21 protein-coding genes are annotated in these 19803 nt (G+C 71.1%); 13 read left to right on the top strand and 8 right to left on the bottom strand.

Annotation, left to right across the window (positions count from 1 at the left end):
- Positions 1–68 precede the first annotated feature (68 nt).
- From ABZY12_RS01275 to ABZY12_RS01235, 9 genes are all read left to right on the top strand, one after another.
- Positions 69–1010 (top strand): hypothetical protein, encoded by a 942-nt coding sequence (locus tag ABZY12_RS01275; protein WP_356886264.1) that lies wholly within the window; start codon positions 69–71, stop codon positions 1008–1010.
- A gap of 116 nt (positions 1011–1126) precedes the next feature.
- Positions 1127–2347 carry an amidohydrolase gene (locus ABZY12_RS01270; RefSeq protein ID WP_356885845.1) on the top strand — a complete coding sequence of 407 codons (1221 nt, stop codon included), beginning with the start codon at positions 1127–1129 and terminating at the stop codon, positions 2345–2347.
- Positions 2348–2656: 309 nt separating this feature from the next.
- Positions 2657–3697, top strand: a complete 1041-nt coding sequence (locus ABZY12_RS01265) for a BMP family ABC transporter substrate-binding protein (RefSeq protein ID WP_356885843.1) — start codon at positions 2657–2659, stop codon at positions 3695–3697.
- Between the two features lie 194 nt (positions 3698–3891).
- Positions 3892–5502, top strand: a complete 1611-nt coding sequence (locus ABZY12_RS01260; protein WP_356886262.1) for an ABC transporter ATP-binding protein — start codon at positions 3892–3894, stop codon at positions 5500–5502.
- Positions 5499–6611, top strand: a complete 1113-nt coding sequence (locus ABZY12_RS01255; RefSeq protein WP_356885841.1) for an ABC transporter permease — start codon at positions 5499–5501, stop codon at positions 6609–6611. Before ABZY12_RS01260 ends, ABZY12_RS01255 begins: the two co-directional genes overlap by 4 nt.
- The gene (locus tag ABZY12_RS01250) at positions 6608–7900 is read left to right on the top strand and encodes an ABC transporter permease (RefSeq protein ID WP_356885839.1); all 1293 of its coding nucleotides are present in this window, start codon (positions 6608–6610) and stop codon (positions 7898–7900) included. The genes ABZY12_RS01255 and ABZY12_RS01250 overlap by 4 nt, the downstream gene beginning before the upstream one ends.
- On the top strand, positions 7897–8301 hold the full coding sequence (locus ABZY12_RS01245; RefSeq protein ID WP_356885837.1) for a cytidine deaminase: 405 nt from the start codon (positions 7897–7899) through the stop codon (positions 8299–8301). Before ABZY12_RS01250 ends, ABZY12_RS01245 begins: the two co-directional genes overlap by 4 nt.
- An 80-nt stretch (positions 8302–8381) precedes the next feature.
- Positions 8382–9659, top strand: a complete 1278-nt coding sequence (locus ABZY12_RS01240) for a thymidine phosphorylase (RefSeq protein WP_356885835.1) — start codon at positions 8382–8384, stop codon at positions 9657–9659.
- 115 nt (positions 9660–9774) lie between these two features.
- Entirely contained in the window at positions 9775–10362 is a 588-nt protein-coding gene (locus tag ABZY12_RS01235) for a Uma2 family endonuclease (protein WP_356885833.1), read from the top strand.
- Between the two features lie 11 nt (positions 10363–10373).
- Here the strand turns inward: ABZY12_RS01235 and ABZY12_RS01230 are convergent, their stop codons facing one another.
- Positions 10374–11033, bottom strand: a complete 660-nt coding sequence (locus tag ABZY12_RS01230) for an HAD family hydrolase (RefSeq protein ID WP_356885831.1) — start codon at positions 11031–11033, stop codon at positions 10374–10376.
- Between the two features lie 55 nt (positions 11034–11088).
- Between ABZY12_RS01230 and ABZY12_RS01225 the strand changes: the two genes are divergently transcribed.
- The gene (locus ABZY12_RS01225) at positions 11089–11358 is read left to right on the top strand and encodes an STAS domain-containing protein (protein ID WP_356885829.1); all 270 of its coding nucleotides are present in this window, start codon (positions 11089–11091) and stop codon (positions 11356–11358) included.
- 28 nt (positions 11359–11386) lie between these two features.
- Here ABZY12_RS01225 and ABZY12_RS01220 read toward each other — a convergent pair whose 3' ends face one another.
- The 3 genes from ABZY12_RS01220 to ABZY12_RS01210 form a co-directional block, all read right to left on the bottom strand.
- The gene (locus ABZY12_RS01220) at positions 11387–12364 is read right to left on the bottom strand and encodes a sigma-70 family RNA polymerase sigma factor (RefSeq protein ID WP_356885827.1); all 978 of its coding nucleotides are present in this window, start codon (positions 12362–12364) and stop codon (positions 11387–11389) included.
- Between the two features lie 81 nt (positions 12365–12445).
- Entirely contained in the window at positions 12446–13096 is a 651-nt protein-coding gene (locus tag ABZY12_RS01215; RefSeq protein WP_356886260.1) for a L,D-transpeptidase, read from the bottom strand.
- Positions 13097–13221: 125 nt separating this feature from the next.
- Positions 13222–14496 carry an MFS transporter gene (locus tag ABZY12_RS01210; protein ID WP_356885825.1) on the bottom strand — a complete coding sequence of 425 codons (1275 nt, stop codon included), beginning with the start codon at positions 14494–14496 and terminating at the stop codon, positions 13222–13224.
- Between the two features lie 62 nt (positions 14497–14558).
- Between ABZY12_RS01210 and ABZY12_RS01205 the strand changes: the two genes are divergently transcribed.
- Positions 14559–15512: a LysR family transcriptional regulator gene (locus ABZY12_RS01205; RefSeq protein WP_356885823.1), complete on the top strand. Its 954-nt coding sequence runs from the start codon at positions 14559–14561 to the stop codon at positions 15510–15512.
- Positions 15513–15516: 4 nt separating this feature from the next.
- Here ABZY12_RS01205 and ABZY12_RS01200 read toward each other — a convergent pair whose 3' ends face one another.
- Positions 15517–16293, bottom strand: a complete 777-nt coding sequence (locus tag ABZY12_RS01200) for an alpha/beta hydrolase (RefSeq protein WP_356885821.1) — start codon at positions 16291–16293, stop codon at positions 15517–15519.
- A gap of 115 nt (positions 16294–16408) precedes the next feature.
- On the opposite strand from ABZY12_RS01200, the gene ABZY12_RS01195 reads away from it, so the two are divergent.
- Together ABZY12_RS01195 and ABZY12_RS01190 are read left to right on the top strand one after the other, a co-directional pair.
- A complete protein-coding gene (locus tag ABZY12_RS01195) occupies positions 16409–17563 on the top strand; it encodes an adenosine deaminase (RefSeq protein WP_356885819.1) in 1155 nt (384 codons plus the stop codon).
- 161 nt (positions 17564–17724) lie between these two features.
- On the top strand, positions 17725–18099 hold the full coding sequence (locus ABZY12_RS01190; protein ID WP_356885817.1) for a hypothetical protein: 375 nt from the start codon (positions 17725–17727) through the stop codon (positions 18097–18099).
- Positions 18100–18177: 78 nt separating this feature from the next.
- Here the strand turns inward: ABZY12_RS01190 and ABZY12_RS01185 are convergent, their stop codons facing one another.
- The 3 genes from ABZY12_RS01185 to ABZY12_RS01175 form a co-directional block, all read right to left on the bottom strand.
- Positions 18178–18378, bottom strand: coding sequence for a PspC domain-containing protein (locus tag ABZY12_RS01185; RefSeq protein ID WP_356885815.1), 201 nt, complete (start codon positions 18376–18378; stop codon positions 18178–18180).
- 93 nt (positions 18379–18471) lie between these two features.
- Complete coding sequence (locus ABZY12_RS01180) at positions 18472–18975, bottom strand: VanZ family protein (protein ID WP_356886258.1); 504 nt, start codon at positions 18973–18975, stop codon at positions 18472–18474.
- A 194-nt stretch (positions 18976–19169) separates the two neighbouring features.
- Entirely contained in the window at positions 19170–19787 is a 618-nt protein-coding gene (locus tag ABZY12_RS01175) for a hypothetical protein (protein ID WP_356885813.1), read from the bottom strand.
- Between the last annotated feature and the right edge of the window lie 16 nt (positions 19788–19803).

The raw sequence follows: 19803 nt of genomic DNA, 5'->3' as shown, positions 1-19803 counted from the left end.
CGGGAGCCGGGGAAGAGACCCGCCCCACCCCCGGCCTCACGATCGTCGTGCTCTCGCCGACCGACCCCATGTCGCGCGGCCAGCTGCGCCGGATGGCCCAGCTGGCCCGCGACGAGGGGTTCCACGTCCGCTGGCAGGAGGCCCGCGGCGGCCGCGGCGCCCTCGTCCGTACGCTGCGGGAGCTGGCCCCGCTGCTGCGGGCCGCGGACCGGGTGATCGTCGGGGACCCGTTCTCCCGCTACGTACAGCTGCTGCTCACCCTGTTCGGTCCCCGCCGGCTCACCGTCGTCGACGACGGCACCGCCACGATGGAGTTCGCCGCCCAACTGGCCCGTGGCGAGCGCCTGGTGCGCTGGCACCGCCGGGGCAGCCGCGGTCCGCGCGAGCTCGTCCTCGCTCCCGTCTCCGCCCTCGCCCGCCGCCGGCTCGCCCCCACCCGCCGCCGCAGCGTCGAGATCTTCACCTCGCTGCCGGTCGAGCCGCCCCCGGGCACCACCGTCACCCCGCACACCTTCGCCTGGACCCGCGCCCGCTTCGGCCCGCCCCGCCTCACCCGGGGCGCCGACCTCGTCGGGACCTCACTCGTCGAGACGGGCGTGGTCGACGCCGACCGGTACACGAAGGCCGTCGCCGATCTCGCCCACGCCCACGGAGCGACCCGCTACTTCGCCCACCGCCGCGAGTCCACCGAGAAACTGCACCGGATCGCGGTGGAGACCGGCCTGGAGATCGTCCGCCCCGAGCTGCCGCTGGAGGTGATCGCCCGGCGCGGCCCGATCGGCCGTACGGTGGTCAGCTTCCCGTCCACGGTCGTGCACACCCTGCCGCTGGCCCTGGAGGGCACCGGAGTCAAGGTCGCCGTCTGCGAGATCGCCCCCGAGTGGCTGCGGGAGAACGTCTCTCCCCGGGCGCGGGGCTTCCTCGCGGGCGTCGCCGGCACCGCGGCCCTCGAGGTCGACCGGCTCACCACCCGCGCCACCCCGGCCGTCGAACGGCTCGAATTCGGGTGAGCTTACCCACAAGGGATGGTCGTCACGCCTCGTCAAACGGGTTTCTTTCCCCTATCGGGCTGAACTTTTTCTGATCAACGGGCAGTTGATCTCTTCGGGGGCCTACCCTTCAAAAGGTGAACCAGTTGAAGTCCCGTGAGCCCGACTCCCTCGCTCTGCCCGGAACGCTGTCCGACTCGCTGCGCGCAGAACTGATCGACTTCCGCCGCGACCTGCACATGCACCCCGAGCTCGGCAACCAGGAGTTCCGTACCACCGCGGCCCTGAAGGCCCGTCTGGAGGCGGCCGGCCTCGCGCCGAAGGTCCTCGCGGCGGGCACCGGGCTCGTGTGCGACATCGGCACCTGGGACGGGGTACGGCCCGTGCTGGCGATCCGCGCCGACATCGACGCGCTGCCCATCCCGGACGTCAAGACCGTCGCGTACCGCTCCACCGTGCCCAACCGCGCGCACGCCTGCGGCCACGACGTGCACACCACCACGGTCCTGGGCGCCGGGCTCGTCCTCGCCGACCTGGACCGGCAGGGCCTGCTGCCGAACGCGGTGCGGCTGATCTTCCAGCCCGCCGAGGAGGTGCTGCCCGGCGGCGCCGCCGACGCCATCGCCGCGGGCGTCCTGGACGGGGTCGGCCGGATCATCGCCGTGCACTGCGACCCGAAGGTCGACGCGGGCCGGATCGGACTGCGCCACGGCGCCATCACCTCCGCCTGCGACCGGCTCGAAGTCACCCTCGACGGCGCCGGCGGTCACACCGCCCGTCCGCACCTCACCACGGACCTGGTCACCGCGGCCGCCCGCATCGCCGTCGACGTGCCCGCCGTGCTGGCCCGCCGGGTGGACGCCCGCGCCGGACTCTCGGTCACCTGGGGCCGGATCGCGTCCGGCCACGCCTGCAACGTCATCCCGCAGCACGCCGAACTCTCCGGCACCGTCCGCTGCCTCGACCTGCGCACCTGGCGCGAGGCGCCCGACCTGGTGCACGCGGCGGTCGACGAGCTCGCGACCCTCCACCGCGCCAAGTCGACGATCAACTACGTCCGCGGCGTCCCGCCGGTCGTCAACGACCCGGTCGTGGCCGATCTCCTGTACGACGCGATGGCCGCCCGCCGCGGAACGTATGCGATCGAGGACACCGAGCAGAGCCTCGGGGGCGAGGACTTCTCCTGGTACCTGGAGCACGTCCCGGGCGCGATGGCCCGCCTCGGCGTCCGCGTCCCCGGCGACCCGACCCACCGTGACCTGCACTCCGGCGATTTCGACGTGGACGAACGCGCCATCCAGGTCGGCGTGGAGCTCTTCACGGCGGCGGCCCTGCTGGACGCGGCGCCGAGGCTCTGACGTACTCCGGCCTCCGGCTCTGACGTCACTCCGCCCCCCGGCTCCGACGTGATCCGGCCTCCGGCTCCGACGTGATCCGGCCAACGCCCGGCCGGTCCGTCCGGGCCGGTCCGGCCGGCCGGGGCGCCCCTCGCCCGGATGGCCCGCGTGTTGCCCCAACACGCCTGCATGACGGTCTGCTACGACGCGTGGGCGTCGATCCGGTAACGACTCGTGAACGGGTCTTTAACTGACATCTACGCGCGTTACGATCGCCGAAAAGCCAGCGCCGCAAGAGGCGCTTTCGGTCAGTCTTGAAGGGACCTCCTCGTGCGCCGGGTATCCAAGATCACCGCCGCGTGTGCTGTCACTGCGGCTCTCGCTCTCACTGCCACCGCCTGCGGGGAGTCCTCCACCGAGGACACGGGCTCCGACAAGGGCACCATCAAGGTCGGCATGGCCTACGACGTCGGCGGCCGTGGCGACAACTCCTTCAACGACTCCGCCGCGCGCGGCCTGGACAAGGCCAAGGCCGACCTCGGTGTCGAGACCAAGGAGCTCACGGCCAAGAACGGCGAGACGCCGGCCGACCGTGAGCAGCGCCTCGCCTCGCTGGCCGAGGGCGGCTTCAACCCGGTCATCGGTGTCGGCTTCGCGTACAAGGACGCGATCGACAAGGTCGCCGGCAAGTTCCCGAACACCACCTTCGGTCTGATCGACTCGGTCTCGGACAAGAAGAACGTCAGCTCGATCGTCTTCACCGAGGAGCAGGGCTCCTACCTCGCCGGTGTCGCCGCCGCGCTGAAGTCCAAGGACGGCAAGATCGGCTTCATCGGTGGTGTCGACCTCCCGCTGATCAAGAAGTTCGCCGCCGGCTTCCAGCAGGGTGTCAAGGACACCAAGCCGGGCGCCAACGTCCAGATCCAGTACCTGTCCACCGGTACGGACCTCTCCGGCTTCGGTGCCCCGGACAAGGGCAAGGCCGCCGCCAAGGGCATGCTCGACAAGGGCATCGACGTCGTCTTCGCCGCCGCGGGCGGCTCGGGCGCCGGCGCCATCGAGGCCGTCGCCGCCAAGCCGGGCACCTGGGCGATCGGCGTCGACTCGGACCAGGCCAAGGACCCGGCCCTGTCCAAGTACGCCGGCTCGATCATGACCTCGGTCGTCAAGAACGTCGACACCGGCGTCTTCGACCTGATCAAGTCCGTCAAGGACGGCAAGCCGTTGAGCGGTACGCAGACCTACGCGCTGGCCCAGAACGGCGTCTCCCTGACCACCACGGGTGACCACCTCAAGGACATCCAGGCCAAGCTGGACGAGGCCAAGAAGAAGATCGTCGACGGTCAGATCAAGGTCGCCACGACCCTCTGACGTTCGTCGGAGGGGGGCCCGGAGAGCGGCTTCGGCCGACACTCCGGGCCCCCTTCACACGTATGCCCACGGGCAGTTGAACAATTTCGCGAACGCTACGCGCGTAGCTCCCGGCCCGCACGGTATTTTTCGCCACCGACAGCGCCTGCGTCCTGCCTCATCCTCCTCACGCTCCCTGCCTAGGAGAGTGCGCCATCAAAGCCTCCAGCTCCAGTAGTCCCCACGCCGTAGAACTCCGCGGCATCACCAAGCGTTTCCCCGGGGTCGTGGCCAACCACGACATCGACATCACCGTGCGCCGCGGCACCGTGCACGCCCTCGTGGGCGAGAACGGAGCGGGCAAGTCGACCCTGATGAAGATCCTCTACGGCATGCAGAAGCCGGACGAGGGCACCATCGCGGTCGACGGCGAGCAGGTGTCGTTCAACAACCCCGGTGACGCCATCGCCCGCGGTGTCGGCATGGTGCACCAGCACTTCATGCTCGCGGACAACCTCACCGTCCTCGAGAACGTCGTCCTCGGTTCCGAGAAGCTCCACGGCATCGGCGACAAGGCACGCGCCAAGATCAAGGAGATCTCCGACGCGTACGGCCTCGGCATCCGCCCCGACGTCCTCGTGGAGGACCTGGGCGTGGCCGACCGTCAGCGCGTGGAGATCCTCAAGGTCCTCTACCGCGGCGCCCGGACGCTGATCCTCGACGAGCCGACCGCCGTCCTGGTCCCGCAGGAGGTCGACGCGCTCTTCGACAACCTGCGCGAGCTCAAGGCCGAGGGCCTGACCGTCATCTTCATCTCGCACAAGCTGGGCGAGGTCCTGTCGGTCGCGGACGACATCACCGTCATCCGGCGCGGCACGACGGTCGGTACCGCCGACCCGGCCTCCACCACGCCCAAGCAGCTCGCGGAGCTGATGGTCGGCACGGAGCTGCCCTCCCCGGAGACCCGCGAGTCGACGGTGACGGACGTCCCGATGCTGACGGTCGAGGACCTGTCGCTCAGCGCCGTCGACCCGGACGGCGTGGTCCGCGCGGTCCTGGACGGCATCACGTTCACCATCCACAAGGGCGAGGTCCTGGGCATCGCCGGTGTCGAGGGCAACGGTCAGTCCGAGCTCGTCGACGCGATCATGGGCATGCGCCACCCCGACCGCGGTGTGCTGACCCTGGACGGCGCCGACATCTCCACCGCGCCGACCCGCAAGCGGCGCGAGGACGGCATCGGCTGCATCCCCGAGGACCGCCACCGGCACGGTCTGCTCCTGGAGGCCCCTCTCTGGGAGAACCGCATCCTCGGTCACGTCACCGAGAAGCCCAACTCCAAGGGCGCCATCCTCGATCTGAAGGCGGCCCGCCGGGACACCGAGCGGATCGTCCGCGAGTACGACGTCCGTACCCCCGGTATCGACGTCACCGCGGCCTCGCTCTCCGGCGGCAACCAGCAGAAGCTGATCGTCGGCCGCGAGATGAGCCACGCCCCCAAGCTGCTGATCGCCGCGCACCCCACTCGGGGCGTGGACGTCGGCGCGCAGGCGCAGATCTGGGACCAGATCCGCGAGGCCCGCCGCGAAGGCCTCGCGGTGCTGCTGATCTCCGCCGACCTGGACGAGCTCATCGGCCTCTCCGACACGCTGCGCGTGATGTACCGCGGCCGTCTGGTCGCCGACGCCGACCCGGCCACGATCACGCCGGAGGAGCTGGGCTCGGCCATGACCGGTGCCGCCACCGGCCACCTTGAGCACGAAGAGAGCGCCGAGGGCCCCGCGGGCCCGGAGCGCACCGACGGCCCGGAGGACGAGGCCCGATGAAGAAGATCGACAAGGAGCGGCTGCTCCTGGGCATCGCGGCACCGCTCCTCGCGGTCGTCGCCGCCTTCCTGATCACCGCCCTGGTGCTTGCCGCGACCGGCAAGGAGCCGTTCAGCGCCTTCGGCATCATGTTCGACTACGGCGTGAAGTCGGACAGCCAGGTCTACATCATCAACAAGGCGACGACGTACTACCTGGCGGGTCTCGCGGTGGCCATCGGCTTCCGCATGAACCTGTTCAACATCGGCGTCGACGGCCAGTACCGCCTCGCCGCGTTCTTCGCCGCCGCCGTCGGCGGCGCGCTGACGCTGCCCGGCATCGTGCAGATCCCGCTGATCATCATCACCGCGATGATCGTCGGCGCCATGTGGGCCGGCATCGCCGGTGTCCTGAAGACCACCCGGGGCGTCAGCGAGGTCGTCTCCACGATCATGCTGAACATGATCGCCACCGCGATCATCGGCTACCTCCTCCAGCCGGGCCGCCTCGGCCACCTGGACGAGGCCGGCACGGAGGTCGCCACGACCCCGCTGCCGGAGTCCTCGCACTTCTTCGAGTTCCCGACCACCCCGACCCCGGTCATCGGCTTCGTGGTGATCGCGGTCCTCGCGGGCGTCGCGTACTGGTTCGCGCTCTCCCGCACCCGCTTCGGCTTCGACCTGCGCACCGTCGGCCAGTCCGAGACGGCCGCCGCGGCCAGCGGCGTCAACGTCAAGAAGATGGTCGTCACCTCCATGCTGATCTCCGGTGCCATGGCCGGTCTGATCGGTATGCCGACCCTGCTCAACGAGTCGTACGAGTACGGCGGAGGCTTCCCCCTCGGCATCGGCTTCACCGGCATCGCCATCGCCCTGCTGGGCCGCAACCACCCGGTCGGCATCGCCCTCGGCGCGATCCTCTGGGCCTTCCTGGAGCGCGGCGGCCAGCAGCTGGAGTTCCAGGACTACGACAGGGAGATCGTCGGCGTCATGCAGGGCGTCATCGTCCTCTGCGTCGTCATCGCCTACGAAGTCGTCCGCCGCTACGGCCTCAAGCGCCAGCAGCGTCAGGTCGGCGAGAAGCTCGCGGCCCAGGCCCGTTCCAACGACAAGACGGAGGTGTCGGCGTGAGCGCCACGGCGACTTCCACCCCGCCGCCCGCGGCCCCCAAGGCGGCCGGCGGCAAGGGCGGCCGCACCCGCCGCCTCTCGCTCCCGGTGATCCTGCTGATCGTCGCGGGCGCCCTCCTCGCGCTCTCGGCCGTGCGGGCGATCACCGGGGCGCAGGACCTCACCTCCGCGGGCCAGATCAGCGCCGCGCTCTCCCTCGCCGTGCCGATCGGTCTCGCCGGACTCGGCGGTCTGTGGGCCGAGCGCGCGGGCGTGGTCAACATCGGCCTCGAAGGCATGATGATCCTCGGCACCTTCTTCGGCGCCTGGGCCGGCTGGCAGACGGACCCCTGGCTCGGCGTCCTCGCCGGCGTCGTGGGCGGCATGCTCGGAGGCCTGCTGCACGCCGTCGCCACCGTCACCTTCGGCGTCGACCACATCATCTCCGGCATCGCGATCAACATCCTGGCGCTCGGTGTCACCACCTACTTCGCCAAGCTGTGGTTCAACTCCGGGGAGGCCGCGGCCAAGGGCGGCAGCCCCAAGCAGTCCCCGCCGGCCGAGGACATCACCTCGATCACCGTGCCGGGGGTCTCCGACTGGCTCGCCGACGTCGAGAGGCACCACTGGTTCCTGGTCTCGGACGTCGCCGGCATCCTCGGCGGCCTGGTCACCAACCTCTCGCTGCTGACGGTCGTCGCCGTGCTGCTGCTGATCGGCTCGTTCTTCCTGCTGTGGAAGACGCCGTTCGGCCTGCGCCTGCGCTCCTGCGGCGAGAACCCGATCGCCGCCGAGTCCCTCGGCGTCAACGTCTACAAGTACAAGTACATCGCCGTGATCGTCTCCGGCGGACTCGCCGGACTCGGTGGCGCGTTCCTGTCGCTGGTCACCTCGCACATCTACAACGAGGGCCAGACCGGCGGCCGCGGCTACATCGGCCTCGCCGCGATGATCTTCGGCAACTGGCGGCCCGGCGGACTCGCCATGGGCGCGGGCCTGTTCGGCTTCGCCGACGCGCTCCAGCTGCGCAGCGGCGGCCAGTCCGTGCACGCCCTGCTCCTGCTGCTCTTCGCGATCCTCGTGGTCCTGGCGGCCTGGAAGGCGTACAAGAAGCGCTGGATCACGGCCGCGATCAGCGCCGTCATCGCCGTCGGCGTGCTGATCTGGTACCTCGGTACGGACACGGTCCCGACCGAGTTCGTCAGCGCCACGCCGTACGTCGTCACCCTGCTGGTGCTCTCGCTCTCCGCGCAGCGCCTGCGGATGCCCAAGGCGGACGGCATGCGGTACCGCAAGGGCCAGGGCAAGTGACGCCCGGCGTCTCGGAGGCCGACTGGGAGGCCCTGCGCACGGCGGCGCGCGAGGCCATGTCCCGAGCGTACGCGCCGTACTCCCGCTTCCCCGTCGGCGCCGCCGCGCTCGTCGACGACGGGCGGGTGGTCTCCGGCTGCAACGTGGAGAACGCCTCGTACGGCATCGGCCTGTGCGCCGAGTGCGGGCTCGTCTCCCAGCTCCAGGCGACCGGAGGCGGCCGGCTGACGCACTTCGTGTGCGTCGACGGCCGCGGCGAGCCGCTGGTGCCGTGCGGCCGGTGCCGGCAGCTGCTGTACGAGTTCGGCGGCCCCGAGCTGGTACTGGAGACCCCGGCCGGGCGGGTGACGCTCGCGGAGATGCTTCCGCAGGCATTCGGCCCGGACCACCTCGCCCCGTAACACCTCGGAGCGGCCCTTCCGGCACGATGGGAAGGGCCGCTCTCCCTTTTCCCCTCTATGCGCGTAGAAAGAGGCACCACATGGACGTCATCTCCGTCATCCGGACCAAGCGGGACAAGGGTGAGCTGAGCCCCGAGCAGATCGACTGGGTCATCGACGCGTACACCCGCGGCGAGGTCGCCGACGAGCAGATGTCGGCCCTCGCCATGGCCATCCTGCTCAACGGGATGAACCGCGGTGAGATCGCCCGCTGGACGGCCGCGATGATCGCGAGCGGCGAGCGCATGGACTTCTCGTCCCTCTCGCGCCCCACCGCCGACAAGCACTCCACCGGCGGCGTCGGCGACAAGATCACGCTCCCGCTCGCGCCGCTCGTGGCCGCCTGCGGCGCGGCCGTGCCGCAGCTGTCGGGCCGGGGTCTCGGCCACACCGGCGGCACGCTGGACAAGCTGGAGTCGATCCCGGGCTGGCGCGCCCTGCTCTCCAACGAGGAGATGCTGAACGTCCTCGACACGACCGGCGCGGTGATCTGCGCGGCCGGCGACGGACTCGCCCCCGCCGACAAGAAGCTGTACGCCCTCCGGGACGTCACGGGCACGGTCGAGGCCATCCCGCTGATCGCCAGCTCCATCATGTCGAAGAAGATCGCCGAGGGGACGGGCTCGCTGGTCCTGGACGTGAAGGTCGGCACCGGCGCCTTCATGAAGAACCTCGCGGACGCGCAGGAGCTGGCCCACACGATGGTGGGACTCGGCACGGACAGCGGTGTGAAGACGGTCGCGCTGCTCACCGACATGTCGACCCCGCTCGGCCTCACGGCCGGCAACGCCCTCGAGGTCCGCGAGTCCGTCGAGGTCCTGGCGGGCGGCGGCCCGGCGGACGTCGTCGAGCTGACGATCGCGCTGGCCCGCGAGATGCTCGACGCGGCCGGCATCAAGGACGCGGACCCGGCGAAGGCGCTCGCGGACGGCTCGGCGATGGACGTCTGGCGCCGCATGATCGCCGCCCAGGGCGGCGACCCGGACGCGACCCTCCCGGTCGCCCGCGAGCAGCACGTCGTCACGGCCCCGTCCTCGGGCGTCCTGACCCGCCTCGACGCGTACGACATCGGCATCGCCGCCTGGCGCCTCGGCGCGGGCCGCGCCCGCAAGGAGGACCCGGTGCAGGCCGGCGCGGGCGTCGAGCTCCACGCCAAGCCGGGTGACACGGTGACGGCGGGCCAGCCGCTGCTGACCCTGCACACGGACACCCCGGAGAAGTTCGACTACGCGCTGAAGTCCCTGGACGCCGCGTGGGACATCGCACCGCAGGGCACGGCGTTCACCCCCAACCCGATCGTCCTGGACCGCATCGCGTGACGTCTTGATCGCCTCTGGCATGTGCCAGTGGCTCTTTCAGGTGAACGGGACCGGTGGACCTCCTCCGGTCCCGTTCGGCATGCTGGGGTCGGTGACGCACTGATTGGAGACCGCCATGAGCGCACTCACCGTCGACCACTCGTCTCATGGGCACGAGTGGGACGACCTGGTCCGGATCTGGGGGGAGACGGACGCACCTGAGGGCTGCAAGGTGGAGATCATTGAGGGGATCATCACCGTGTCACCGCCTCCATCCAACATCCACAACCTGATCGCCGAGAAGGTCCAACGCCGCCTCTACAGCGTGATCCCGCAGGACTGGGGGGTCTACCAAACGCTGGGGACTTCGATTCCTTCGCGGGACGGCATCTTCATCCCCGATCTGGCCGTCTTGCCGGAGGGGGTGCTCAGTGAACCGGGTAACTTCGTCGCGGCCGCAGACGCGGAGCTGATCGTGGAGGTCACCTCCAAGTCGAATGCGAGCCACGACCGCATCATGAAGGCGGCGGGATACGCCCAGGCGGGTGTGCCCCTGTATCTCCTCATCGACTCCTTCGCTCCCGGCGGTCCCACTGTCACGCTCTACGGCGAGCCGAAGGGCGAGGTCTACCGCGTGCTGCGGGCGGTGCAGTTCGGGGAAGACATCCACATCCCCGCTCCCTTCAACCTCACCCTCGACACCAGCGCCTTCCCCTTCGGCTGACTCCGCCCCGTTCACACCAGCGGCTCCCCGAGCAGCTTCGGCAGCTCCCGCATGTCGTCGAAGACCAGCGTCCGCGGCCCCATCAGCCGGTCGGCCCGTGTCAGCCCGCCGCAGTAGCCGAACGCCCGCATGCCCGCCGCCCGCGCCGCCGCGACGCCGTACGGGCTGTCCTCCACCACCGCGCAGCGCTCCGGCGGCACGCCCATCGTCGCCGCCGCGTGGAGGAACAGGTCCGGGGCCGGCTTGCCCCGTGCGACGTCGCGGGCGCTGAACATGCGGCCCTCGAAGCGGTCCAGCAGACCCACCCGCGTCAGGTTCCGGCGGATCGCGGCGTGGCTGCCGTTCGACGCCAGACAGAAGGGGACGTGCAGCGCGTCGAGCGCGTCCGTGACGCCCTCGACCGCCGTCAACTCCGCGTCCAGCGCCCGGTCGTAGAGCGGCCGGTACACGTGGTGCCAGTCGGGGTCCAGGGGCCGGCCGAGCCGCTCCTCCACGATCGCGGTGAGCACCTCGTGGGACGAGCCCACGAAATGGTCGACGATCTCCGTCTCGGTGAACTCCGCACCGAGTGACGCGCAGACCTCGCGGTCGACGCGGCAGTAGATCCGCTCGCTGTCCACCAGAACGCCGTCACAGTCGAAGATCACCAGCTCGACAGGATCTTGATTCATGGGCGCAGCCTAGGCGGGTGCGATGAGTTCCGGCCGTGACGGGGGTCTCTTTGGTGTGGACACCAGTCAACCGATCGTTCTCACCCTCGTCGGCCGGGTGACCCCGGCCGACGTGCCCCGCCTGTGCGCCGAGCTCGCCGACGCCGGGCCCGGCGACGTGATCTGTGAGATCGGCGCGCTCACGCACGCCGATCTCACCACCGTCGACACCCTCGCCCGGCTGAGACTGGCCGCCGGGCGCCTCGGGCACCGGATCACGTTCCGGGGCGCCGGGACCGAGCTGCGGCTCCTCCTCGACCTCGTCGGCCTCGCCGACCTCGTATGACTGCTGACTCCGCCTCCAGGACCGCTGACTACGCCCCCAGCCGCTCCGGCATGTCGAAGAGCGGGAACCACCGCTTGGTGTCCAGGAAGAAGTCCATCCCCGCGACCTTGCCCTCGCGGATGTCGAGGACGATCAGCGCCCACGGGCTGTACCCGCCCTCCGGGGCCGGGTGGTACTGCGCGAACGCCGGCGCGCCGTTCGCCACGGTCGGCACCAGCTTGGAGCCCGAGCAGACCTCGCCGACGCCCAGCATCCAGCCCACGATGTCGTCGTGGCCCCGCAGCCACAGGTCGTACGGCGGCATGGACATCGTCGCGTCCTCGTGGAGGAGCGCGGTCAGCGCCTTCATGTCGTATCCCTCGAAGGCGGCGACATAGCGCTCAAGGAGCTCCTTCTGCTCCTCGTCCAGCGGGTTCGCCGGGTCCGAGGCGGCCGGCTCGTGTTCGGCGAGCGTGGCACGCGCCCGCTGGAGCGCGCTGTTGACCGACGCGACCGTGGTCGACAACAGCTCGGCCACCTCGCTCGCCTTCCAGGCCAGCACCTCGCGCAGGATCAACACCGCCCGCTGCTTGGGCGGCAGGTGCTGCAGCGCGGCCACGAACGCCAGCCGCACGGTCTCGCGGGACACCGCCGTCTCCGCCGGGTCGGCGACCGACGGCAACACCCGCCCGTCGGGCACCGGCTCCAGCCAGGTGATCTCCGGCCGGGCGTTCAACTGCGCCTGGGCGACGGGGGTGGCGGCCGTCAGGTCCATCGGTCTGGCCCGCCTGTTGCCCGCGTTGAGCGAGTCCAGGCAGACGTTGGTCGCGATGCGGTAGAGCCAGGAGCGCAGCGACGAACGCCCCTCGAAGGAGTCGATGGACCGCCAGGCGCGGACCATCGTGTCCTGGACGGCGTCCTCGGCCTCGAAGGCCGAGCCGAGCATCCGGTAGCAGTAGCCGGTCAGCTCGGTGCGGTACTTCTCCAGCTGCGAATCCAGATCGCCGGTCGTTGCCAGATCGCTCATCGGGTCCACCCCACTCGCCCCTCATCGGCACCGACGCGGTGCCGATGAGGGGAAGTTACCGCAGCCCACCGACAGCGCGGGTCAGGTTCCCGGCTTGCGCCCGTAGACGTAGACGTCGTCGCCGTTCCTGAGCAGGTTCCAGTACGCCTTCGCGTCGGCCGGCCGCATATTGACGCAGCCGCCCGATCCGGGCGGGTTCCACATCGACTTGGTCGTGGAGTGGAAGGCCTGACCGCCGTCGAAGAACTGCGCGTACGGCATGGAGACGTGGTAGAGCGTCGACCAGTGGTTGATGTTGCGCCAGTAGATCTTCTTGGAGCCGGTACGGGTCTCGGTGCCGTTCTTGCCCGTACGCACCGGAACCGGGCCGTACTTCAGCCGTGCGCCGTCCTGGATCCAGCTCAGCTGGCGGGTCAGGTCGACGCAGGCGATCCGGCCCCGGTTGGTCGGGCACGCCCCCGCCTTGTTCGGGTTGGTGCCGGCCGCCTTCTGCGCCAGCATCGTGTTCATCGTCCGCCAGGTCAGCGGCCCCGCGTACCCCTGGGTCGGGGTGATGCCGTGCTTGCGCTGGAACGTCTGGATGGCCAGACAGTCCGCCCGCGACTGCCGGCCGTCCACCGGCCGGCCGAGGAACTTCTCCACCTGCTTCTGGTACGGCCCCGTCGTCACGTTGCACGACGAGGCCGCCTGGGCCGGCGCGGCGCCGAGGGCGACCGTCAGCGGCACCACCATCGAGGTGATGCCGAGGACGATCCCGGTCCGCTTGCGTATGGCTCCCATGATCACCAACTCCCCCTAGGGTCCTACGACGTAGGACGAACGAGGAGCCGGTGCGGTTGTACGTTCTCCGTAAGGATTCAGGCCGCCGTGCGCACCTGGAAGCGGCGGGCCTCGGCCCGCGCCGCCACGCGCGCGCTGTGGCTGCCGTACAGGGTGATCGACACGACGCCGAGGACCGCTACCAGGCCGAGCAGGACCGTGCCGGCCCAGCCGCCGGCGTGGAAGGCGATCGCGCCGAGCGTGCCGCCCACGCTGCTGCCGACGTAGTACGCCGACTGGTAGAGCGCCGACGCCTGGGCGCGGCCGGTCTTCGCCGTACGGCTCACCGAGGAGGAGGCGACCGCGTGCCCGGCGAAGAACCCGGCGGTGATCAGGACCAGGCCGAGCAGGACGGCGGTCAGGGTGTCGGCGAGCGACAGCAGCAGTCCCGCCGCGGTCGTGCCGACGGCCAGGTAGAGCGCACCGCGCCGGCCGAGGCGGGCCACCAGCTTCCCGGCCGCGGCGGAGGAGACCGTACCGACGAGGTACACCAGGAAGATCGAGCCGACCACGCCCTGCGGGAGCGAGAACGGGGCCTCGACCAGGCGGTAGCCGATCACGGTGTACACGGCGCCGAACACCGTCATGAACAAGGCGCCGATCGCGTACAGACGCATCAGCAGCGGGTCGGACAGGTGGGTGCGGACGGTCCTGGCCAGCTCGCGGGGGTTCAGCGAACCGGGTGTGAAGTGCCGGGCCTTGGGGATCAGCAGCCGGAAGACGACCGCGCAGGCCACGGCCATCAGGCCGACCGCGAGGAGACCCGCGCGCCAGCCCCACAGCTGGGCCGCCCAGCCGGTGACGATCCGGCCGCTCATGCCGCCGATGGAGTTGCCCGCGACGAACAGGCCGATCGCGGCGATCAGTGCCTTCGGCCGCACCTCCTCGGCCAGGAACGCCATCGCCGAGGCCGGCAGACCGGCGAGCGCCGCGCCCTGGACCGCGCGCAGGGCGACCAGCCACTCCAGGCTCGGGGCGAACGGCACGAGCAGGCCGACGACGACCGCGACGGCGAGGGAGGCGGTCATCAGCGTGCGCCGCCCGAAGCGCTCGGACAGGGCGCTCATCGGCAGGACCAGGAGGGCGAGGGCGCCGGTCGCGGCGGACACCGTCCAGGAGGCGGCGGAGGCGCTGGCGCCGAACTCCGCCGAGATCGCGGGGAGGAGGGCCTGGGTGGAGTAGAGCAGAGCGAAGGTGGCGAGTCCGGCGGCGAAGAGAGCGAAGCTCATACGGCGGTAGCCGGGGGCACCGGGGGAGAGGCGGGTGTCGGCGACCGTGCTGGTGGCGGCCGCCTTGGTACTGGCGGAAGGCATGAATCGAACGTAGGCCGAATCATTTCATGCGTCCAATGCATGGAACTGCTGTAATCGTTCCCATGGTGCATGAGTACAGGTCACAGGGTCGGCTGTCACCGGGTAGTTACGAAGAAGACATGGGGCTGCTGCTCGCGCCCCGGCTCGCGTACTTCGCGGCGGTGGCGCGGCACGAACATGTGACCAGGGCGGCGGCCGAGATGGGCGTCCCGCAGTCGACGCTCTCACGGGCGATGGTCCGGCTCGAACAGGACCTCGGAGTCGCCCTGTTCGCCCGCAAGGGCCGCACGGTCTCCCTGACGCCGGCCGGCCGGACGTTCCTCGCCTCGGCCGAGCGGGCGCTCGCGGAGGTGGAGCGGGCGGCGGACTCCGTACGGGCGGACGCGGACCCGACGGCGGGGCGGGTCGCCTTCGGGTTCCTGCACACGATGGGCTCGGAGACCGTGCCGGGGCTGATCCGGGCCTTCCGGGTCGACCACCCCCGGGTCCGGTTCACCCTGGTCCAGAACTACGGCGAGGCGATGATCGAACGCCTCCGGGCCGGGGACCTCGACCTGTGTCTGACCTCTCCGGTCCCGGACGCGCCCGACCTGGTCGCGCGGCGCATCGACGAACAGCGCCTCCGCCTGGTGGTGCCCGACGACCACCGCCTCGCGACCCGCAAGCGGGTCCGCCTCGCGGAGGCGGCCGAGGAGACCTTCGTGACCCTGGAGCCCGGCTACGGGCTGCGCCGCATCACCGACGACCTGTGCGCCGAGGCCGGGTTCAAGCCCCGCGTCGCCTTCGAGGGCGAGGAGGCCGAGACCCTGCGCGGCCTGGTCGCGGCGGGCCTCGGTGTGGCCCTGCTGCCCCCGCCGGCCGTCCCGCGCCCCGGCGTCGTCGAACTCAACGTCACGGCCCCGCGCGCCGTCCGCGAGATCGGCGTCGCCTGGCTCGACGGCCACCCGGACACCGCCCCGGTGGCCGCCTTCAAGAAGTTCCTCCTGAGCAAGCGGGGTCATCTCCTCCCGGAGTGACGGCTCACGGCCGGAGCGAGCGGCCGAACCCCGCCGCCAGGGGCATCCGCAGACCCAGCGGCGGCGGGGCCGCCAGCGCGTCGGCGAGCGGGCGGACGTACGGGCGGGAGAAGAGCGAACCGAGCACGAAGTCAGTGGCCAGCGCGCGGACTTCGGCGTGGTACTGGCGCAGCGCGTGACCATCCGAGTGGACCTCGAAGCGGCAGGTGTCGCGGTTCGACTTCTTCGCCCGCTCCGCGAGCCGGTACGACAGCTCCGGATCCGTTCGCGCGTCGTTCGTGCCGTGCACGATCAGCACCCGGCGCCCGACCAGCTGCCGTACGGGCTCCGGCTCCGCCGCCACGTCTTCCTCCGGCAGCCAGGGCGCCAGCGCGAGCACCGCGTCGACCGCCTCGTGCCCGGCCGCCCGCAGCGCCGCCCGCGCGCCCATCCCGTGGCCGGCGAGACAGACCGGCACGTCGCCGTAGCGCCGTACCGCCTCCGCCACCGCCCAGCTCGCGTCCGAGGCCAGCCGCGCGTCCGTGCCGTTCCAGCCGCGGCCCCGGTAGCGCACCACGTGCGCCACGAGACCGTCCGCCCGTCCGGCTCCGACCAGCCGCCGAGCCAGCGGCAGCAGGGCCAGGTGGGCACGGCCGGAGGCGCGCCGCGCGGACGCCACCTCGCCGTCGGGAAGGAGCAGGACCACACCGCCCACCGACGTGACCGGGTGCGATGCGCCGACGGGCCGTCCGAGCCGGGGTGTCCGGCTGTCGGCAGTCCCTACGAGTGCGGAGTGCGCCATGGCAGAACAGTCTCAGAAGCCGAGGTGTACGCCATCCGTACGCGCGGTCACTGTTACGTATCGACAGGCGAGTGGAGAGGGGGCGCTCTACGCGCGTAGGGGCTAGAGTGCCGCAATGACGAGCCAGATCCCGAACGTCCCCACCGCGGACCAGATCCGCCGCGCCCCGAAGGTGCTCCTCCACGACCACCTCGACGGCGGTCTGCGCCCCGGCACGATCATCGACCTCGCCGCCGCCCAGGGCTATGACAACCTCCCCGAGACCGAGCCCGACAAGCTCGGCATCTGGTTCCGCGAAGCCGCCGACTCGGGTTCGCTGGAGCGCTATCTGGAGACCTTCGCGCACACCTGCGCCGTCATGCAGACCCGCGAGGCGCTCGTACGCGTCGCCGCCGAGTGCGCGGTGGACCTCGCCGAGGACGGTGTCGTCTACGCCGAGGTGCGGTACGCCCCCGAGCAGCACCTGGAGGCCGGACTTACCCTCGAAGAGGTCGTCGAGGCCGTCAACGAGGGCTTCCGGCAGGGCGAGCGCCAGGCCAGGGCGAACGGCCACCGCATCCGGATCGGCGCCCTGCTGACCGCCATGCGGCACGCCGCCCGGGCCTTGGAGATCGCCGAACTGGCCAACCACTACCGCGACTCCGGGGTCGTCGGCTTCGACATCGCCGGCGCCGAGGCCGGCTTCCCGCCCACCCGCCACCTCGACGCCTTCGAGTACCTCAAGCGGGAGAACAACCACTTCACCATCCACGCCGGCGAGGCCTTCGGGCTGCCGTCCATCTGGCAGGCCCTGCAGTGGTGCGGCGCCGACCGGCTCGGCCACGGCGTCCGCATCATCGACGACATCGAGGTGTCCGACGACGGCACGGTGAAGCTCGGCCGGCTCGCCGCGTACGTACGGGACAAGCGCATCCCGCTGGAGATGTGCCCGACCTCCAACCTCCAGACCGGCGCGGCCGCCTCCATCGCCGAGCACCCCATCGGACTGCTCCGCAGGCTGCACTTCCGGACCACCGTCAACACGGACAACCGGCTGATGAGCGGTACGAGCATGAGCCGGGAATTCGAGCTGCTGACCGAGGCATTCGATTACACGCTCGATGACATGGCGTGGTTCACGGTCAATGCAATGAAATCAGCTTTCATTCCTTTCGATGAACGCCTCGCCATGATCAACGACGTGATCAAGCCGGGATATGCCGAGCTGAAGTCCGAATGGCTGTTCCAGCAGACCGCCACGACCAGCGAGTCTGTCCGTCGGGACGGCTGATACCGCACTCGGGAAGAGGACCGAAGCGGTCGGGTGACACGATCCCGGCCGCTTTTCGGTGTTTGCGGCGGCTTCTTTTGCTGGCTAGGTTTCAAAGCCGCTCCGCATTCCCCGGATTCCGCTTTCCCTGAAGCTCCAAGATCCCCAAGGATGATTTTCTGATGAAGCACTCTGCCGCCAAGACGCTCGGTGTCGCCGCCCTCGGTGCCGCATTCGCCGCTGCCGCCGCCGGTACGGCCGCCGCGGCGCCGGTCGCGCCCGCCACCCCCGACGCCCTGGGCCTGGTGACCCAGACGGTGCCGCTGGGTGACGGTCTCACCGAGCTCCCCGCCGGCGCCGCGGAGTCCCTCGGCAGCGGGCAGGGTGCGCTCGGCACGGGTCTCGACCAGGGCGTCAAGGCCATCCCCCACGCGCCCGACCAGACCCTGGAGACGCTCTCGACCGACAGGGTGGGCGAGGTGCTCGACATCACCCCGCTCGGCCAGGTCGCCGGCCTCCTCGGCGGCCTGCCCCTGAACGGCATTCCGCTCGGCTGACCCCTCGTACACGCCGATGGGGCGCCCACCCGGACCGGGTGGGCGCCCCATCGGCGTATGTGCGCCTCGCGGGGCCCGCTACCAGGCCGTGCTCGCCGACTTCTCCTGCGGCAGCAGTATCCACAGCGCCAGGTACAGCAGGAACTGCGGACCGGGCAGCAGGCACGAGGCGAGGAAGATGACCCGCATGGTGGTGGCCGAGGTGCCGAAGCGCCGTGCCAGCGCTGCGCACACTCCGCCGATCATGCGTCCGTCACGGGGGCGGGTCAGTGCGGCCATGGTGGGCTCCTTCGAAAGCGTGTCCCCGGGAGCCGCTCCGTCGGGCTCCCGATGACTCCATGGTCGCCCCGGACGGGGGGACAAAGCGTCGGTCTACGGGGCGATCCCGACCCTGGGAATCGTCGGGGTAGCCCCCTGAGAACCCTCGTCCCGCAGCAGGGCCGAACCCCGGCCCGCACCGGTCCCCGAGGAGGACCGGCCCTCCCCCGCGTCCTTCCGGCGGCGCAGGCGCGCCCGCCCGGCGGGCACCACGAGCAGATGGGCCAACGCGACCCCGGCGCTGTTCAGCAGCAGCGAGTCCACGTCCACGACCTGCCCCGGCACGGCGGTCTGCAGCAGCTCCACGGCCAGGGACACCAGCGCCCCGGCCGCGACCGTACGGGCCAGGGACGCCCACGGCGACACGTACAGCCGTCCGTCCGCCATCGGCAGCAGGACGCCGAGCGGGGCGAGCAGCAACAGGCCCTCGCCGAAGCGGCGGGCCGCCTCGGCCGGGCCGAGCGCCAGATCGGCCTTGATCCCGGCCAGTGGGGTCAGGTTCGGCGCCGTCACCCAGGCCACGTCGAGTGGGCGGAGCGTCACCCAGGCGACGAGCATCAGATGCGCGAGGAGAAGGACGAACCCCGCCACGCGTACGACCACGGCGGCACTGCCGCTCGAACCTTGACGCTGCACGCCCCCCTAGACGCGCACCGTGCCGGAATCGGTTCCGCCGCCACGCGGAGCACCTCGTCGCGAGGGAACGTTCCGCCGAGACGGCTCCGGGAGGGCGCCCCGGCCCCGGCCCCGGTTCAGGAGGCCGACGGCGACGGCACGGCCACCGTCGGCGCCACCGACTCCGGGCGCTCCCGCAGTTCGGTCGTGCACTGGTAGCGGCGCGGCGCGTAGGCGCCCGGACCGCCGAGCACGACCGTGTCCGCGCCCGCTCCCGCCGAGCTCTGCGCGAAGGTGCAGACGATCTGCGACAGCGCGGTCGCCGTCAGGTCCTCCGGCTGCCGGCTCAGCCGCAGTGTGTCCGCCGGATCGCCCCTGCGCCCGCCGGTGACGGACAGCGGCCCCTTCACGGCCGTGGAGAACCCGGCCTGCCGCTCGCTCTCCGACGGCTCGCTCCGCAACTGCTCGAGCAGCGCCGACGCGGTCCGCACCGGATCCCCGCTCGCCTTCTCCTCCGGCAGCGGTGCGCGGCGGTCCACCGCCGTCAACTGCGAACCGCACACCAGGAAGACCCGGACCGGAATCCCCGCCGACTGCGTGGTGACGTCCTCGCCCGAGACGCTGCACGGCACCCGCGAGGGGGCCGGACCCGCGTCCACGGGCACGGACGTGGTCCTGATCCCACAGCCCGAGAGCAGCACCGACAGCGCGGCGACGGCCGTCGTCGCGGCGCCCACCCCGGTACGGCGCCCCACACCCGCACGGCGACGT

The sequence above is a fragment of the Streptomyces sp. NPDC006551 genome (genome assembly GCF_040611675.1).
Taxonomy (GTDB): domain Bacteria; phylum Actinomycetota; class Actinomycetes; order Streptomycetales; family Streptomycetaceae; genus Streptomyces.
The sequence above is the reverse complement of the archived record's forward strand: the minus strand, read 5'-3'. Positions and strand labels throughout refer to the sequence as shown.

Bases quoted from the DNA above. Each gene is read 5' to 3' on its own strand.
- ABZY12_RS01240 (WP_356885835.1), top strand. From the start codon at position 8,382: ATGGACGTCATCTCCGTCATCCGGACCAAGCGGGACAAGGGTGAGCTG.
- ABZY12_RS01185 (WP_356885815.1), bottom strand. From the start codon at position 18,378: ATGGCCGCACTGACCCGCCCCCGTGACGGACGCATGATCGGCGGAGTG.
- ABZY12_RS01190 (WP_356885817.1), top strand. From the start codon at position 17,725: ATGAAGCACTCTGCCGCCAAGACGCTCGGTGTCGCCGCCCTCGGTGCC.
- ABZY12_RS01215 (WP_356886260.1), bottom strand. From the start codon at position 13,096: ATGGTGGTGCCGCTGACGGTCGCCCTCGGCGCCGCGCCGGCCCAGGCG.
- ABZY12_RS01205 (WP_356885823.1), top strand. From the start codon at position 14,559: ATGGTGCATGAGTACAGGTCACAGGGTCGGCTGTCACCGGGTAGTTAC.
- ABZY12_RS01220 (WP_356885827.1), bottom strand. From the start codon at position 12,364: ATGAGCGATCTGGCAACGACCGGCGATCTGGATTCGCAGCTGGAGAAG.
- ABZY12_RS01180 (WP_356886258.1), bottom strand. From the start codon at position 18,975: ATGCTCGTCGCCTGGGTGACGCTCCGCCCACTCGACGTGGCCTGGGTG.
- ABZY12_RS01230 (WP_356885831.1), bottom strand. From the start codon at position 11,033: ATGAATCAAGATCCTGTCGAGCTGGTGATCTTCGACTGTGACGGCGTT.
- ABZY12_RS01255 (WP_356885841.1), top strand. From the start codon at position 5,499: ATGAAGAAGATCGACAAGGAGCGGCTGCTCCTGGGCATCGCGGCACCG.
- ABZY12_RS01195 (WP_356885819.1), top strand. From the start codon at position 16,409: ATGACGAGCCAGATCCCGAACGTCCCCACCGCGGACCAGATCCGCCGC.
- ABZY12_RS01275 (WP_356886264.1), top strand. From the start codon at position 69: ATGTCGCGCGGCCAGCTGCGCCGGATGGCCCAGCTGGCCCGCGACGAG.
- ABZY12_RS01210 (WP_356885825.1), bottom strand. From the start codon at position 14,496: ATGCCTTCCGCCAGTACCAAGGCGGCCGCCACCAGCACGGTCGCCGAC.
- ABZY12_RS01235 (WP_356885833.1), top strand. From the start codon at position 9,775: ATGAGCGCACTCACCGTCGACCACTCGTCTCATGGGCACGAGTGGGAC.
- ABZY12_RS01200 (WP_356885821.1), bottom strand. From the start codon at position 16,293: ATGGCGCACTCCGCACTCGTAGGGACTGCCGACAGCCGGACACCCCGG.